This window comes from Sinorhizobium prairiense (genome assembly GCF_029201645.2).
GTDB lineage: Bacteria > Pseudomonadota > Alphaproteobacteria > Rhizobiales > Rhizobiaceae > Sinorhizobium > Sinorhizobium meliloti_A.
Map to the genome: position 1 here is coordinate 134,330 of NZ_CP104132.1, position 12,898 is coordinate 147,227.

The 12,898-nt window shown below is 59.3% G+C and carries 14 protein-coding genes and 5 pseudogenes; 9 read left to right on the forward strand and 10 right to left on the reverse strand.

The window, feature by feature from the left end; translation table 11 throughout:
- Positions 1 to 426 precede the first annotated feature (426 nt).
- Positions 427 to 708 carry a hypothetical protein gene (locus tag N0Q91_RS20220; RefSeq protein ID WP_275598494.1) on the forward strand — a complete coding sequence of 94 codons (282 nt, stop codon included), beginning with the start codon at positions 427 to 429 and terminating at the stop codon, positions 706 to 708.
- 73 nt (positions 709 to 781) lie between these two features.
- Here the strand turns inward: N0Q91_RS20220 and N0Q91_RS20225 are convergent, their stop codons facing one another.
- The 4 genes and pseudogenes from N0Q91_RS20225 to N0Q91_RS20240 form a co-directional block, all read right to left on the reverse strand.
- Positions 782 to 1,057: a hypothetical protein gene (locus N0Q91_RS20225; protein WP_275598495.1), complete on the reverse strand. Its 276-nt coding sequence runs from the start codon at positions 1,055 to 1,057 to the stop codon at positions 782 to 784.
- A 166-nt stretch (positions 1,058 to 1,223) separates the two neighbouring features.
- A pseudogene (locus N0Q91_RS20230) lies at positions 1,224 to 1,301 on the reverse strand (DUF6481 family protein); the annotation flags it as partial.
- A 28-nt stretch (positions 1,302 to 1,329) separates the two neighbouring features.
- On the reverse strand, positions 1,330 to 1,554 hold the full coding sequence (locus N0Q91_RS20235) for a hypothetical protein (protein ID WP_275598496.1): 225 nt from the start codon (positions 1,552 to 1,554) through the stop codon (positions 1,330 to 1,332).
- Positions 1,555 to 1,686: 132 nt separating this feature from the next.
- The gene (locus N0Q91_RS20240) at positions 1,687 to 1,896 is read right to left on the reverse strand and encodes a cold-shock protein (protein ID WP_275598684.1); all 210 of its coding nucleotides are present in this window, start codon (positions 1,894 to 1,896) and stop codon (positions 1,687 to 1,689) included.
- Between the two features lie 353 nt (positions 1,897 to 2,249).
- Between N0Q91_RS20240 and N0Q91_RS20245 the strand changes: the two are divergent.
- From N0Q91_RS20245 to N0Q91_RS20270, 6 genes and pseudogenes are all read left to right on the forward strand, one after another.
- Positions 2,250 to 2,746: pseudogene (locus tag N0Q91_RS20245) on the forward strand (IS21 family transposase); the annotation flags it as partial.
- Between the two features lie 366 nt (positions 2,747 to 3,112).
- Positions 3,113 to 3,649 carry an integrase catalytic domain-containing protein gene (locus tag N0Q91_RS20250; RefSeq protein ID WP_275598497.1) on the forward strand — a complete coding sequence of 179 codons (537 nt, stop codon included), beginning with the start codon at positions 3,113 to 3,115 and terminating at the stop codon, positions 3,647 to 3,649.
- Positions 3,601 to 3,978, forward strand: coding sequence for a hypothetical protein (locus N0Q91_RS20255; protein ID WP_275598498.1), 378 nt, complete (start codon positions 3,601 to 3,603; stop codon positions 3,976 to 3,978). The genes N0Q91_RS20250 and N0Q91_RS20255 overlap by 49 nt, the downstream gene beginning before the upstream one ends.
- On the forward strand, positions 3,954 to 4,247 hold the full coding sequence (locus tag N0Q91_RS20260) for a hypothetical protein (RefSeq protein WP_275598499.1): 294 nt from the start codon (positions 3,954 to 3,956) through the stop codon (positions 4,245 to 4,247). The genes N0Q91_RS20255 and N0Q91_RS20260 overlap by 25 nt, the downstream gene beginning before the upstream one ends.
- 4 nt (positions 4,248 to 4,251) lie before the next feature.
- Positions 4,252 to 4,671 (forward strand): sensor histidine kinase, encoded by a 420-nt coding sequence (locus N0Q91_RS20265; RefSeq protein WP_275598500.1) that lies wholly within the window; start codon positions 4,252 to 4,254, stop codon positions 4,669 to 4,671.
- 54 nt (positions 4,672 to 4,725) lie between these two features.
- On the forward strand, positions 4,726 to 6,720 hold the full coding sequence (locus N0Q91_RS20270; RefSeq protein WP_275598501.1) for a hybrid sensor histidine kinase/response regulator: 1,995 nt from the start codon (positions 4,726 to 4,728) through the stop codon (positions 6,718 to 6,720).
- On the opposite strand, the gene N0Q91_RS20275 is transcribed toward N0Q91_RS20270, so the two are convergent.
- Complete coding sequence (locus N0Q91_RS20275) at positions 6,717 to 8,585, reverse strand: sensor histidine kinase (protein ID WP_275598502.1); 1,869 nt, start codon at positions 8,583 to 8,585, stop codon at positions 6,717 to 6,719. The two genes, N0Q91_RS20270 and N0Q91_RS20275, sit on opposite strands and share 4 nt — an antisense overlap.
- A gap of 114 nt (positions 8,586 to 8,699) precedes the next feature.
- Between N0Q91_RS20275 and N0Q91_RS20280 the strand changes: the two genes are divergently transcribed.
- Complete coding sequence (locus N0Q91_RS20280) at positions 8,700 to 8,891, forward strand: hypothetical protein (RefSeq protein ID WP_275598503.1); 192 nt, start codon at positions 8,700 to 8,702, stop codon at positions 8,889 to 8,891.
- Between the two features lie 265 nt (positions 8,892 to 9,156).
- Here the strand turns inward: N0Q91_RS20280 and N0Q91_RS20285 are convergent, their stop codons facing one another.
- Entirely contained in the window at positions 9,157 to 9,468 is a 312-nt protein-coding gene (locus N0Q91_RS20285) for an LLM class flavin-dependent oxidoreductase (protein WP_275598504.1), read from the reverse strand.
- Positions 9,469 to 9,495: 27 nt separating this feature from the next.
- Between N0Q91_RS20285 and N0Q91_RS20290 the strand changes: the two genes are divergently transcribed.
- Entirely contained in the window at positions 9,496 to 9,846 is a 351-nt protein-coding gene (locus N0Q91_RS20290) for an Rrf2 family transcriptional regulator (protein ID WP_275598505.1), read from the forward strand.
- Here the strand turns inward: N0Q91_RS20290 and N0Q91_RS20295 are convergent.
- The 4 genes and pseudogenes from N0Q91_RS20295 to ligD all read right to left on the reverse strand — a co-directional run.
- Positions 9,794 to 9,988, reverse strand: a pseudogene (locus N0Q91_RS20295) (2Fe-2S iron-sulfur cluster-binding protein); the annotation flags it as partial. The gene N0Q91_RS20290 and the pseudogene N0Q91_RS20295 sit on opposite strands and share 53 nt — an antisense overlap.
- A gap of 662 nt (positions 9,989 to 10,650) precedes the next feature.
- On the reverse strand, positions 10,651 to 11,766 hold the full coding sequence (locus tag N0Q91_RS20300; protein ID WP_275598506.1) for an AI-2E family transporter: 1,116 nt from the start codon (positions 11,764 to 11,766) through the stop codon (positions 10,651 to 10,653).
- A 408-nt stretch (positions 11,767 to 12,174) separates the two neighbouring features.
- A pseudogene (locus N0Q91_RS20305) lies at positions 12,175 to 12,591 on the reverse strand (DUF4112 domain-containing protein).
- Positions 12,588 to 12,816, reverse strand: a pseudogene (gene ligD / locus N0Q91_RS20310) (non-homologous end-joining DNA ligase LigD); the annotation flags it as partial. The pseudogenes N0Q91_RS20305 and ligD, both read right to left, overlap by 4 nt.
- Positions 12,817 to 12,898 lie beyond the last annotated feature (82 nt).

Genomic DNA, 12,898 nt, shown 5'->3' on the forward strand with positions numbered 1-12,898 from the left:
TAATGACGATGTTCACCGCAAGAGCCCAATGCCATTTCCCCATTTAGCGGTCCCCGTTGATTCATTATGCGATATTTTCAGCCCAGAACGTGAACATCGTCACAACAAGTCGTGCGCGGCGCTCGTGAAGAGCGGCTCCCTTCGACCCGTTGCGGAAGCTCGTGGATGCGAGACGGAATTTCCGATACAGGCAAGCCCGCGGCTTAGTCGAAAAAAGCACCCATAGCGGGGGGTTCAGCAATTCCGCCCAAGATCTGTTCCTCTGCGCCTTCTGCTTCTGCTTGACTGTGGAACTTCTTGCCCGCTTCCGCAGTTGACCTGCTCACCTCGTCACGGAGACTCTCGCAGTGGCCGAGACAGGAAGATCTGCTCCTATCAACCATGCTGCTTGATCACGATCTTCAACCGCGATGTGAGGAGCTGAGAATGCCAGAAGGACCAATAGAATTTGCAGCGAGTTCGAATGGCGACAAGTGGTTTCTCGAGCATGATGGGGCCGCGGGCGAGCATATTGTCATCCATCGCGCTAACATCGCCTCTGGTGGTACCGAGACGAGATGGTCGATATCCAGCTTTCTTGAGGTCGCCGGCGACCATCCGCAAGGGCAGGCTCTTCGCGAAGCTCTGCGCGATATTCGTTTTCTCGAAGGAGAATCAAGGAGCGAAGGCTTGCTTGTTGAGCCGAAACCGTTGAGTTCGTTCCCCTGAGATCTCAAGCCCGATCGCGCTGAGGTAGTTCAGCTCACACTCTCTTGGTAGGACACCGCCATCATGTGCTGTGTCAGGCTCGATCATACGTAAACGATGTCAGTAGGGTGGTAACAAAATTGCTCGCCCTTTCTTTGACGAGGATCTCCGTCCATTCGTCGGTCCCTCTCAGCCTCAGATCCGTGTAGATGCTGTCGACGGCTGCCTGTTCGATCCGTTTGATATGCCTCTTGAACGCTGTCTCGCCGCCGGCATGATACATGTCACGGATGATCATGCGAAGGATTTCCTGGATTGCGATTTGCCAGGCCGTGTTGATCGCCTGAAGCTCATTGGTATCCTGTGCCATAGAGGCCCCTTGGTGTGAGTGAACCTACAACACGCCGCCGTCATGCTGTCTGGTCGGTGTGAAAAAGGGCAACGTGCCTGCCCCCAGCGCTAGCGTACGTCAGTTTCAGGCAGGGCAGCGTCGGCAGATCAACTGGGCGATGCAGATGACGGAACGCCGAAGCTTTTGCTCGTCTTGCCTTACGGTTGGCGTAGCGCCGGTCGCGTTCAGCCTTTCGCGCCGCCTCCTCTTCGATCGCCCGCGCTCTACCTGATAAGGTGTTGTAGCGGTGATCAGCTCGCCTTGGTGCGCTTCGCGACGAGAGCGGCAATAGCTGAGGCACGGTCCTCCAGATCCTTTGCAAGGCGGGCCTCACGAAGCCGCAACGTCTTTGCCTCTCGGGACCGGGCGATGGATTCGAGTTCTTCCACCGCCTTGTGTTTTGCGAAGAACTGTGTCTGGACCTTGCCGAAGGCGATCTCAGCCTGCTGGCGAGATTTACTGTATGTCTCTGTCATGTGGGTTCCGGGTACTGGAGAGCTCGACGCGCGAGCGAAAACAAAAAGGCCAGGCAAATGCCTGGCCTTGATTGGATAATGTGCTTCCGGCAGTGCCAGTACATCCGTGGTCAAAGGAAAGCAGATACCGATTTAAGCGGACTGAAGGTTGCAAGCCGACATTTTGCCGGACTTGCTGTCACGCTCCAGATCGAAACCGACCTTCTGGCCTTCGACGAGCTCGCGCATTCCGGCGCGTTCAACGGCAGAGATATGGACGAACGCATCGGCGCCGCCATTGTCAGGCTGAATGAAGCCGAAGCCCTTGGTGGAGTTGAACCATTTAACTGTGCCAGTGGTCATGATGAACCCTTTCATAGCAGTACTGAGAAGCCGCAACGCCAAAGCGCTGCAGATGGTGATAGCGATTTTTGAAAGGAAGGTTCGTTCAGAGCGCGGTGCCATCGCGCGTTAACCAAAGCTAGCAAGCAAATATCGATAAACATGTCTGTAAGGCATTTGAACGGCGCGGTCAACGTTTAGTTTTCAGGCCCGATAAATTCGCCGGCCGGTTGTGATCCGATAACAGGTCGTGTGTTCCTCGCGGTGAACCTCGACTTCGGGACTCGACCAGACGAGCCCCCGTGGAGCCTGTTGGCTGTCGGAACCTCGCTGACCACACGGCTTCAGCGTTGATCGTGTCGCTCGGCATTTAATTGAACAAAGAAGGTCTGTCCTATTCGGAGATCGCACGTCGCACCGGCTACGGCCGGCGCAGCATCGCGAAATGGCTGACTTTCGAGACGCCACCCGACCGACAGAAGTCGGCGTTGAAGCCAACATCCCCTTTATACTTCGAGGCGTTCCTCGCTTCCTGAGATGGCAATCGCTGCGGACGGCATCTGTTCCACGATATCAAAAAGCGCGGCTATACGGGCAGTTTCTCGAATCTCGAGCGGCTTCTCGCAAGCTGGCGCCGCCCGGAGAGGTCGGTCAAGGACAGCGCATCGCCCGGTCCGATCATATCGCATCAACCGGGCCGCAATGCTGTCCCGATACGCGATCCGGAGACCGGCCATGTGATCTCGCCGGTAGTCGCTGCTGCCCTCTGCCTGAAGCCGCGAAGCATGCTGACGGTCAGTCAGACCAGAAAGGTCGATGCCTTAAAACGGGCTCGCCTGAGTTCGTTTTGATGCGCAGCCTTGGCATGCGTTCCTGCAATGAGTGACCCATTTCCCGACGAGGTCGATGAAGCGCTTTGGGATAAAGCGTGCCGACGCGCAGACGCGGTTCGGGAAGTCCTGAAGAGTCGACCTGGCAAAATAGCAGCCGGAGATGTGGCACTGCTTGCGACCGAGCTCGAAATCCGTCGAGCGACCGCGTACCGCCTTATCATATTGCTTCGAGCTGGTGGCACGGTCATGTCGTTGGTGGATCGCAAACGCGGTCGACCGGAGAGGGCCACCGGTTGTTGGATGACCAGCGGGAAGAGATCATCCGCACGACCATCAGCCGATACTACCTGACGCGAAACCGTCCGACCGTTTCACAGTTGGTCCGGGATGTCCAAACGAACTGCATGTCGGCCGGGCTCAAGCCGCCGCATCGCCGAACGATCAAGGCTCGTCTCGAAGACATCGATCTGCAGAAACGCGCCAAACGCTGTGGCGAAGATAAGATCGTGAAGCAGACACAGGCCGTTCCCGGGGTATTTGCCGCCTCCCGGCCTTTGCAGGTCGTTCAGGTCGATCATACGAAAGCGGATATCTTTGTCGTTGACGAGGAAACCCGCCAGCCGATCGGCCGGCCCTGGCTGACGCTGGCGATGGATGTCTGCAGCCGCATGGTGACGGGATTCTACCTGACGATGGACGCGCCTTCCCGGTTGTCGACAAGTCTGTGCCTGCTGCACTCGGTCTTCGACAAGTCGGCTTGGTTGCGAGAACGCGAGATCACCGAAGCGTGGCCCGCCGCCGGCCTGCCGGAAACACTTCACGTCGACAACGGCGCCGACTTTAGGAGCCGTGCTTTCAAGAGAGGGTGCCAGGATGCAGGCATCGCGATTGAGTGGCGACCGCCGGCGGAGCCGCGCTTCGGGGTCATATCGAGCGTCTGATCGGCACGCAGATGGGGAAGCTGCACCTGCTGCCCGGCACGACGTTCAGCAACGCGCAGGAACTCGGCGAATACGATTCGAAGCGGCATTCGGCGCTCACCTTGCGCGAGCTCGAGCGCTACATCGCCCTCGACATAGTCGGCTCCTACCACCAGTCTATCCACAGCAGCTTGGGCCGGCCGCCAGTTGCCGTCTGGCGGGAGCACGAGAACGAGATTCCGCTGCGCCTGCCGCAAGATCGAATGCGTTTTTGGCCCGCGGGGACATGGTCCGTATCTTCGTGCGGCGACCCTCGGGCAACTTCGTGGAAGCTCGCTATGCCGATCTGACTCTGCCTTCAGTGACACTGCATGAGGCCGTGGCGGCACGGCGCGCACTGCTGGCGAAAGGCCGACAGGAAATCAACACCCGCGCCATCGTGGGCACGGCAATCGCGCAGCGCAAACTGGTCGAAGCGCAACGACAGGCGGAGGAGACCCGGAGGGCTCTTGCGGCTCTCAACAAGACGCTGACCGAAACCGGTCTGCTTCGAGACGAATTCATGGCCGTACTTGGCCACGATTTGCAACGCAATTGCTCATGGTGCACCGGAGGGTGAAATTGTGCTGCGTTCGAATATCGACGGAGAAGTGCTCACGATCTCAGTCTTGAATCAAGGCGAACCAATCCCTCCGACTACTATGGAGCGCCTGTTCCAGTCGTTCTTCCGCGGAGGCGATGCGACCGGGCGGCAGCAGGGATTGGGACTTCGACTTCATATCGCGTCCGAAATCGCCAAAGCGCACGGAGGGGAAATAGTGGTCACTTCGAATGATAGCGAAACCACGTTTTCGTTCCGGATGGCTCTGGGATTTTCACAGAAAACCCCCGGATGGAACCAGCGGTCACCTAAAGCGTTTCTTTCAGTTGCGGGTGGGCGGAGCGAGCAAAAGTGCACTGCGCCGGTTGGTAAGTTGGCAAGAGGCCTTTCGCGGTGGAAGTCGTCTTTTTCGCATATTCATCAGCAGAATTTTTTGAAGTGATTGTCGTAGAGAGCGGATCGAGCGCATCTCGACAAACCGGAATGGCAGGGGTTTATGCTCAAGGAGCTTGCTGAAGTATTGAGTTTCCGCGGTCGCAATGACGGCGACCGTTTTCTCGAAGCGATCGTCGATGAAACACCGGAGTGCATCAAGATCGTCGCACCCGACGGCAGCCTTGTGCGCATGAACCGCGCGGGCCTGACCATGATCGAGGCGGACTCCTGGACCAGCGTTGAAGGAGCGGCGACGCCGAGTTTCATTTCCGATGAGGATCGTACGACGTGGCTGGCAAATCATGCCCGGGTTTGTGCTGGCGAGAAACTCACTTGGCAATTCGACATCGTCGGATTGAATGGCACCCGGCGTCATATGGAAACCCATGCTGTTCCTATTGCGCTGGAGGACGGACGCACAGGGCAATTGGCGATCACCAGGGACATCGGCGACCGCCGTACGACCGAGCTCGCACTTCAGGATGCAAACAAGCAACTCGACCTGCTGGTCAAAGAACGTACGAAGGAACTCGAACGGGCGGCGACCAAGCTTGGCGAGACCGAACGCAACTTCTCGCTCCTCGTCAAGAGCGTGATCGACTACGCGATCTACATGCTCGACATCGACGGAAACGTTGCAAGCTGGAACGAGGGAGCGGCGCGCGCCAAGGGCTTTTCGTCAGACGAAATCATCGGAAGGCATTTCTCGAACTTCTACACGGAGGAAGACAGAGCCGCCGGACTGCCGGAACTAGGCCTCGCCACCGCGCGCGCTGAGGGTCGCTGGGAAAACGAAGGCTGGCGCGTCCGAAAGGACGGCACACGCTTCTGGGCCAGCGTGGTGATCGATGCCATCCGCGAGGACGGCGAGATTATTGGCTTTGCCAAGGTCACCCGCGACATCACCGAGAAACGGGCGGCCGAAGAGCGGTTGCGCGAAGCCGAGAGGCTGAAGGCCGTTGGCGTCTTCACCGGCGGCGCGGCGCATGACTTCAATAATCTATTAATGGCGGTGCTGGGGAGCCTCGAGCTTCTGCGGAAGCGGCTCCCGAACGACCCCAGGTCACTGGCCTTGCTTGACAATGCCATGCAGGGCGCTAAGCGTGGCTCGGCGCTGACCCAGCGGATGCTCGCATTTGCCCGACGGCAGGAACTAAAGAGTGAGTGCATCGACGTCGCCACGATGCTGGCCGGGATGTCGGAGCTTCTCGCGCAGGCGGTCGGACCGACAGTTGACCTGGAAACGCAGGTTTCCCGAAATCTGCCTTGCATCACCACCGACCAGGGGCAGCTGGAAAACGCACTGTTGAACCTGGTCGTGAATGCCCGGGATGCCATGCCGGGCGGCGGGAAGGTATCCATCCTTGCTAAAAGCCTCACCGTCGATGCAGGCGGAGACCTCGAGCTTACACCGGGAAGTTACGTCTGCATCACGGTCAAGGACACGGGCGAAGGAATGGACGCCGAAACGCTGGCGCGGGTCCGAGAGCCATTCTTCACCACCAAGGGCGTGGGCAAGGGCACCGGCCTCGGCCTTTCGATGGTCGACGGCTTGGTGGCGCAATCAGGTGGCAGGATGCGCATCGAAAGCCAACCCGGACTGGGCACCTCGGTTGAGCTCTGTCTTCCCGCAGACGAACTGGCCGCAGCCGAAATCGCCACGCCGGACGTCGCCGAAGACGGGTCGGTCAAACCGGTCAAGAAGCTACGGGTGCTGGCGGTAGACGATGACGCACTCGTCCTGATGAACTCCGTCGCGATGCTGGAAGACCTTGGTCACGACGTCGTCGAAGCCGCCTCCGGCACTCAGGCCCTTCGGTTCCTCGAGTCCGGCGAGCAGATAGACCTTGTTATAACCGACCAGGCGATGCCGGGGATGACGGGGCTGCAACTCGCCGAGACCGTCCGGAAGCAGCACCCCAATATGCCCATCGTTCTTGCGACTGGCTACGCCGAGCTTCCCGCAGGCGCGGATGCCAGCATGAAGCGATTGGCCAAGCCGTTCACCATGGCCCAGCTTGCCGAAATCGTGTCGGCGGCCGTGCAGTCAGGCTAAGACACGAGTTCCACATTCGAGACCGGTACGATCAGATGGAACTTGAGCCCATCTTGTTCGTAGATCACCTCCACGGTTCCTCCGATCTGGCTGCCGAGCATTCGCTCGATCATCGCCGATCCGAAGCCGCTGTTCGTCGGAGGAATGATCGGCGGCCCGTCGAGCTCGATCCATTCGAAGTGCAGCATCCGGGCCTCGCCGTCCTCGATCCGCCACTGAATTCGGATCGTGCCGTCGTCTGATCTTAAGGCTCCGTACTTGACCGCGTTCGTGCAGAGCTCATGGAGCGACATGCCCAGGGCGAGGGCGGCCGTCGAGTTCATGGTGAGCTCGGGGCCGGTGACCGAGAACCTTGAGGGTTCGGCAGTATCGAACGGGCGAATAGCGGTAATGACGACATCGCGGAGCGGTGCCGATTGCCAGGCGTCCTTCATGAGGAGAGCATGGGCTTCTCCCATGGCTGCAAGCCGATGGTTGAACGTCTCGAGCGTCGACGGATCAAGCGCCGAAGATCTGAATGACGCGCGGGCTACGGCCTGCACTGTCGCCAGCAGGTTCTTCACCCTGTGATCGAGTTCGCGCATCAGAACGCTACGCTGCTCCTCCTCCTTCCGGCTTCGCTGCCGCGCGAGAACCAGCTCGTCCATATAGGCGTCGATCGCCGCGCCAAGCTGACCGAATTCACCATTAGCGTGGGACATTCCCGTTCGCGCGGTTTCGTCCTGCTTACGCCATGCCTCGACGGTCCGAAGCAGATGCTTCACGGGTCTACGAATTGAGAACCTTCCGGTGACGCTGGCCAACGTCAGTGCCAGTGCGGCAGCGGCGATCGCGCCTGCAGCGCCGTAATACATGGCGCGGGTCACCGCCGCGTACTCCGCGGCAGTCGAAATGCCCGCGCTGATATAGAGGCCAGGCTGGCTCTTGGATGGTGGAAAGTAGGCGAGGATGCGTCGCGTTCCATCCTGGCTGGTGAGTTCGGTAGTGCCGGGCCGCTCAGAATGGACGAGGTGCTGGAATTGCTCAGGAATGCTGGTGCCCACAAACCGTTCAGGTTCGGGGTGGCGGGCCAGAATGACGCCGTTGCGGTCGGCGATCGTGAGATTGCCGTCTGCGGGAAATGTGCGTTCCCGGACCTTCTGTTGGAGCCAGGCGAGGTCAAGCGACCCCGCGACCACGCCCGTGACCTTACCTGCGTCGTCGATAATCGGCACCGATACGGGCAGGACCTTCTGGTGGCTGACGCGGCCTTCGGTGAATTCCCCTACCGAGAACGTGCCGCCCAGCGATTCCTTCACATAGGCCCGGTCTGCCAGAGAAATTCCGATAGCCGTCTCTTCTTGCCAGCACTTGATCACGCCCGAGGCGTCGAGCACTGCGATGCCCGCGAATTCTGGAAGGCGTGCACCAGCTCGCGCCATGTAGGTGTTGCAAGCGACAGGATCGAGGTTTTGGACCGCGGGGGCAGCGGCAATACCCGATAGTGTGTTCTCAAGGCCGCCGAGGAGACGCTGCATCTCAAGCGCCGCAAGCTGTCCCGTGCGGAAAGCCTCGGCATGGACTTCGCGTTGCTTAGCCAGCCGGATGGAATAGAGGTTGTAAAACAGGATCGCGGTCAGCGGAAGGACCGCGACCAACACCAAAATGAAAAGCCTGGTCGACAGCGATGACCGCGATGTGATCTGCGTGTTCCCCTTTTTACCCCGTCCGAAATCAATGCATCGCCATGACGGAAAATGCAACGATCCGCGTGAACGCCGCGTTCGTATCGCAATCGAACGCATGACGTTGCCAGCACCTTTGAGACCATTGCGACACCGCCAGCGCGACAAGAATGTAAAGGGTTCGAGCGAGCGATTGATCATGCCAACACTGGCAGCCCGACGGGTCGAGCGGCTTACCTTAAACTTTAGAAGATGTCCGGCAGAACTTGGCTAGCCATAAAAGCGCATGAAGCCGAGCTGGTCGCGCGAGACATTGTGAATGTAGACATCCTCGAAGCCGCAGGAGCGCGCGTCCGTGATCGCCTGCAGAAGTTCCTCGCCCTTCGTGACAAGCAGGATGTGATCGTCAATGTCCTCGGGCGTTACGTCACGGTGACGTCATCGAACTCATGCGGTCGCCGCAAGACCGGGAGGCGGTCCGGCGGAGACGCGGCGCATCTCCACTGATCGCGAAACGGGCTTTCTCAAGGGTACCTCCCAGGAAATCTGCAACTGAAGGGCACGAGGTTGGCCGTCGCCGCCATTGTCTTCGTAGCACTTCGCGAATTCGCGGAGTTGAGCGACCGGTTTGCGAACGGTGATTACACCGTCGGTCCATGGTCCCATCCATCCGGCTGTCGCCGTCGTGAGTGCCGCGCCATAAATCGCGGGAGGCTGCTTGGCCAACGACCACAGTTTCGCTGCTTCCGACGAGAACCAGGGAAGCTTCATATCAACGGTTTCCCCTTGCAAAAGCGAACGGAACGACGTCTGCTCCGGCCTTTAGACGTTCATTGCGCTCGCCTTTGTCAGGCCAACCCTCGCCGACGACGCTTTCATTCATCGCTTCGCCGCTCCCCACTGCAATCCACCTGAGGCGGTCGGGGAACATCTCAGCCAGCGTGCCAACGAGGTGCGCAAGGACCACCGGGTGGTATCGCCATCCGCCGGGTATCGCGAGGCTGCCGAACGGGATCGAAGTCGACGCCAAGGCCGCGCCCAGCCACGTCCAGTTATTGCCGGAATTCCCCTTGTCGCTTGGCATTTCGCCGCTCTCAAGGAAAAGGGCATTGTGACGTCAGCAGTAGGACGAAGCGGGGGCTGGCGGATTGCGAAGGGAGCCGACGAGATCACGGTCGAGCAGATCCACGATGCCCTGCAAACCGGATCAGCATTCTCGATTGCCCTTTCAAGCGACCACAGTACCTGTCCTGTGGAAGGTGCGGTCAACACCTTCTTGGATCAGGCCATGGCAGATGCCGAGCGCGCCCTTCGGACACGCTTTGCAAGTACCACTATCCAGGATTTGGCGAACATCCGTCTCGTTTGGAACGCCGCTCCAACCCAATCCGTTTCAGGGACCGCCTTGCCTATGCTTCGACCGCTACACGCCCCAGGGGCTTGGAGCAGCAAGCGAGGATGAATCCTTCGTCTACGTCCTCATCCGTGATGCCGCCATTTTGCACCATGTGGACCTGGCCTTCTATCTTGCGCACCTTGCACGTGCCGCAGATTCCCATCGAGCGGCCCGACGGGATCACCAGCCCTGCGGCCTTTGCCGCCGATCGGTGCGCTGACCGATTCCGGAGTCGATGAAGAGGTGCCCATGTCTTCGCCGAGGCGTTCGGCGCGGAGGCACTTTCGTGACAGCAAGGGTGGACGACACTCTTGCGCCTGAAGCAGAAGCAATACTGCAGGACCTGAACCGCGTTGACCTTGCCGCGCGGCGGGGCGTCGTTGCGCAAGAAGGGTGGACGCGTTTTGGCGAAAATGCGACCCTTACACGCTCGAACAGGTTCAACGAGAGCGCGACCGGCACCGCTCTATGATACCGTAAGGACATCAAAAATTGGTGACGGCGTCGAGGGGCGCCTTCACCAGTGTCTCACCGGAAGCTCCATGGAACCAAGCTCCCTGCGGAACGTTGCCGTATCATCCGTGCAGAGCGATGGAGACTGCGGGTATTGCAGGAGGCCCAGATGGATATCACCACGCTCTTAATTATTGTTCTTTTCGTTCTCCTCCTAGGTGGCGGCTGGTACGGCCGAGGACGCTGGTATTAATCGGAACCCGAAGGGCCCCGATCTACCGTGGTGGCCAGGAACTCCGACGTCGAATATTCGTCTGGCCTACAAACCAGTGGTATTGGGCCGACCGGCGGTTTGTGACGGCGGGCAATCCGCTCAGGGCGAGGCGCGCTCACCATGCTACGCCCGCACCAACGAAGTTAAGTCCTTTCGCGCGGTCCCGCACGCTGGTCTCGCTCCGTTAGAGAGGACGGAGGTTGCCTTCTCTCTTCAAGCTCCGCCGCGATCCACTCGCGAAATAGGCTATGGGCAACCGCCAGCAGCGTTGGCCCGAGGAAAAGGCCGATGAGGCCGAAGGCCAGTACGCCACCAATTAGACCAAAGAGCCCCAGCAAAACGGGTAAGTTGGTATTTTTTCCGAGGAGATAGGGTCTCAGGAAATTGTCGATACTACTAACAAGAAGTAGGCCCCAAATCGCGACGAAGATGCCCCACCAGACTGATTCCTGCATGAAAAGCCACAGCGCGACAGGTCCCCATACAAAGGGAGGCCCCGCCGGCACGAATGACAGAACAAATGTCAGGCATCCGAGCAACAACGCCTGGGGCACACCGGCGATCCAGAAACCCACGCCGGCCAGGAGGCCTTGGGCCAGGGCCGTGCCGAGCAGGCCATAAACAACGCCCGTCACTGTCACTCCAACCACGCTAAGCAATCTTCGAGCGCGGGCTCCCGCCACCCGTTCCGCGATCTGACGGGTAAGGGCGGTCACACGCCGCCCGTGCAAAAATAAGAAAAAGCCGATGAAGATACTTAGCGCGAGTTCGAGAAGACCGGCGCCAAACAGCGTTCCCCCAATCAGAGCGACATCGGCGAAAGGGCCGATCAACTTCTTCATCTCGATGGTGAAGGCCGGCGCGTTATGTGCCAAGCCCTCCCAATAATTAGCCAAGTTCTCACCGGCGATGGGTAGCCCCCTCACCCAATCCGGCGGCGCCGGCGGGCCCTGTTCGAGGACATGGGTGACTCCTGCCACCAAGCTGCTGAGATTGTCCGCGAGTGTCGTTGCCAGCAATGCGAGCGGTGCGACGATGACAACGACGACCAGCACTGTCATGGCGGCCGCGGCCAGTGCCCGATAGCCGCCAAGGGCTCGCTCAAACAATCTGTAGGCGGGCCATGTCGAGAAACATATCACAGCCGCCCACAGAATGGCGGATAGGAAGGGCCGAAGCACCAAGATACAACCGACCGCCAGCAAACCCAGCGCGCCGAACGCAAGAAGTTGCCCAATCAGTTTGCCCTGAGTAATCATCTACATTGCCCATGTTGCGCACCCTACCCGCACAATGCGGAAATGACGGCCGAGTTTCCACCTAGAAGCGGCACACTTTTGGGAGGTCCTTGAAAGCTAATGCGTTTACCGCGACCTGTCGAGCAACACAAAATCACCAACGAGATCGCTCCCGTTCAGTGGGGCGACATTCCTCCCAAAGGAAAATAATAAAACCCGCGATTGTTGCCGCAGCTTCGCTTTCGGCACTCTCTACACGTTTAGCACAGAGCTCGACCAATCCCGAAACACCTCAGACCTTTATGCATCGTGCCCTCGAAACAAAGCTGGTTAAGAGTCTTCGAAGCTTATGTTAAGGGCCTACGCGAAATCCAGGACAATGCCGCGGTGTTCGATATCGCCATGCTCGGCAATCGCAGCTGACCGGCGTTACCGGTCGAGGTCGGCACGGTCGAGGCCGAAGTGATCGAGAACAAGCTGAAAATTGCGGCGATTGGATTTGAAATAGACGTCGAAGACATCGCCAAGCACCGGCACACTTCCAGCAACCGTGTCAAAACCGACATTGACCAGCATCTTGACGAGCTTGTCGTTTGGCACGCCGAGACGCCGAGCCTCATTGACGATAATGAGGCTGACGGCGGCGGCCGCAAAATCGCCCACGCCGGGGATCAGGCCAAGGACCGAGTCTGCCCCAACCGACATGCGTGTACCGGGAATTCGGAGCGCCGTATCATCACCCGCGCCAGTCCGCGAATCCGGCGAAGGCGCGTGAGCTGTTCGATGGGCATGTTGGACTTCTTCATTCTTTTTGTGTGTCTCCGCGCCCTGCGATTCAAATGTCATGCGGCAGCCTTATGCTTCCCAAGCCGCTTGATGGCCTGCTCAAGCCGGTGCTGTCCATCGCAGTAATCCTCCCATGCGCTTGCCTTTGCCAGAAGCGCCGGGACGGTGCGGACGGTAAAGCGCTTCGAGCCGAGATTAGATTGGACCTGCGTCCAGGTGAGTGGCATTGACACGGTGGCACCCGGCCGCGCGCGGCGACAGGGGTGCCACGGCGGTCGCCATGCGCATGTGGTCGTCACCGCCCAAGTCGAAAGCGGAAGGCGTTCGCGCGATTTGACCGACCTCTGTGGGACGCGGCGGGTCGTTG

Coding starts and splice junctions, on each gene's coding strand:
- N0Q91_RS20220 (WP_275598494.1), top strand. CDS start 427: ATGCCAGAAGGACCAATAGAATTTGCAGCGAGTTCGAATGGCGACAAG.
- N0Q91_RS20225 (WP_275598495.1), bottom strand. CDS start 1,057: ATGGCACAGGATACCAATGAGCTTCAGGCGATCAACACGGCCTGGCAA.
- N0Q91_RS20235 (WP_275598496.1), bottom strand. CDS start 1,554: ATGACAGAGACATACAGTAAATCTCGCCAGCAGGCTGAGATCGCCTTC.
- N0Q91_RS20240 (WP_275598684.1), bottom strand. CDS start 1,896: ATGACCACTGGCACAGTTAAATGGTTCAACTCCACCAAGGGCTTCGGC.
- N0Q91_RS20250 (WP_275598497.1), top strand. CDS start 3,113: ATGTCGGCCGGGCTCAAGCCGCCGCATCGCCGAACGATCAAGGCTCGT.
- N0Q91_RS20270 (WP_275598501.1), top strand. CDS start 4,726: ATGCTCAAGGAGCTTGCTGAAGTATTGAGTTTCCGCGGTCGCAATGAC.
- N0Q91_RS20275 (WP_275598502.1), bottom strand. CDS start 8,585: ATGATCAATCGCTCGCTCGAACCCTTTACATTCTTGTCGCGCTGGCGG.
- N0Q91_RS20285 (WP_275598504.1), bottom strand. CDS start 9,468: ATGCCAAGCGACAAGGGGAATTCCGGCAATAACTGGACGTGGCTGGGC.
- N0Q91_RS20300 (WP_275598506.1), bottom strand. CDS start 11,766: ATGATTACTCAGGGCAAACTGATTGGGCAACTTCTTGCGTTCGGCGCG.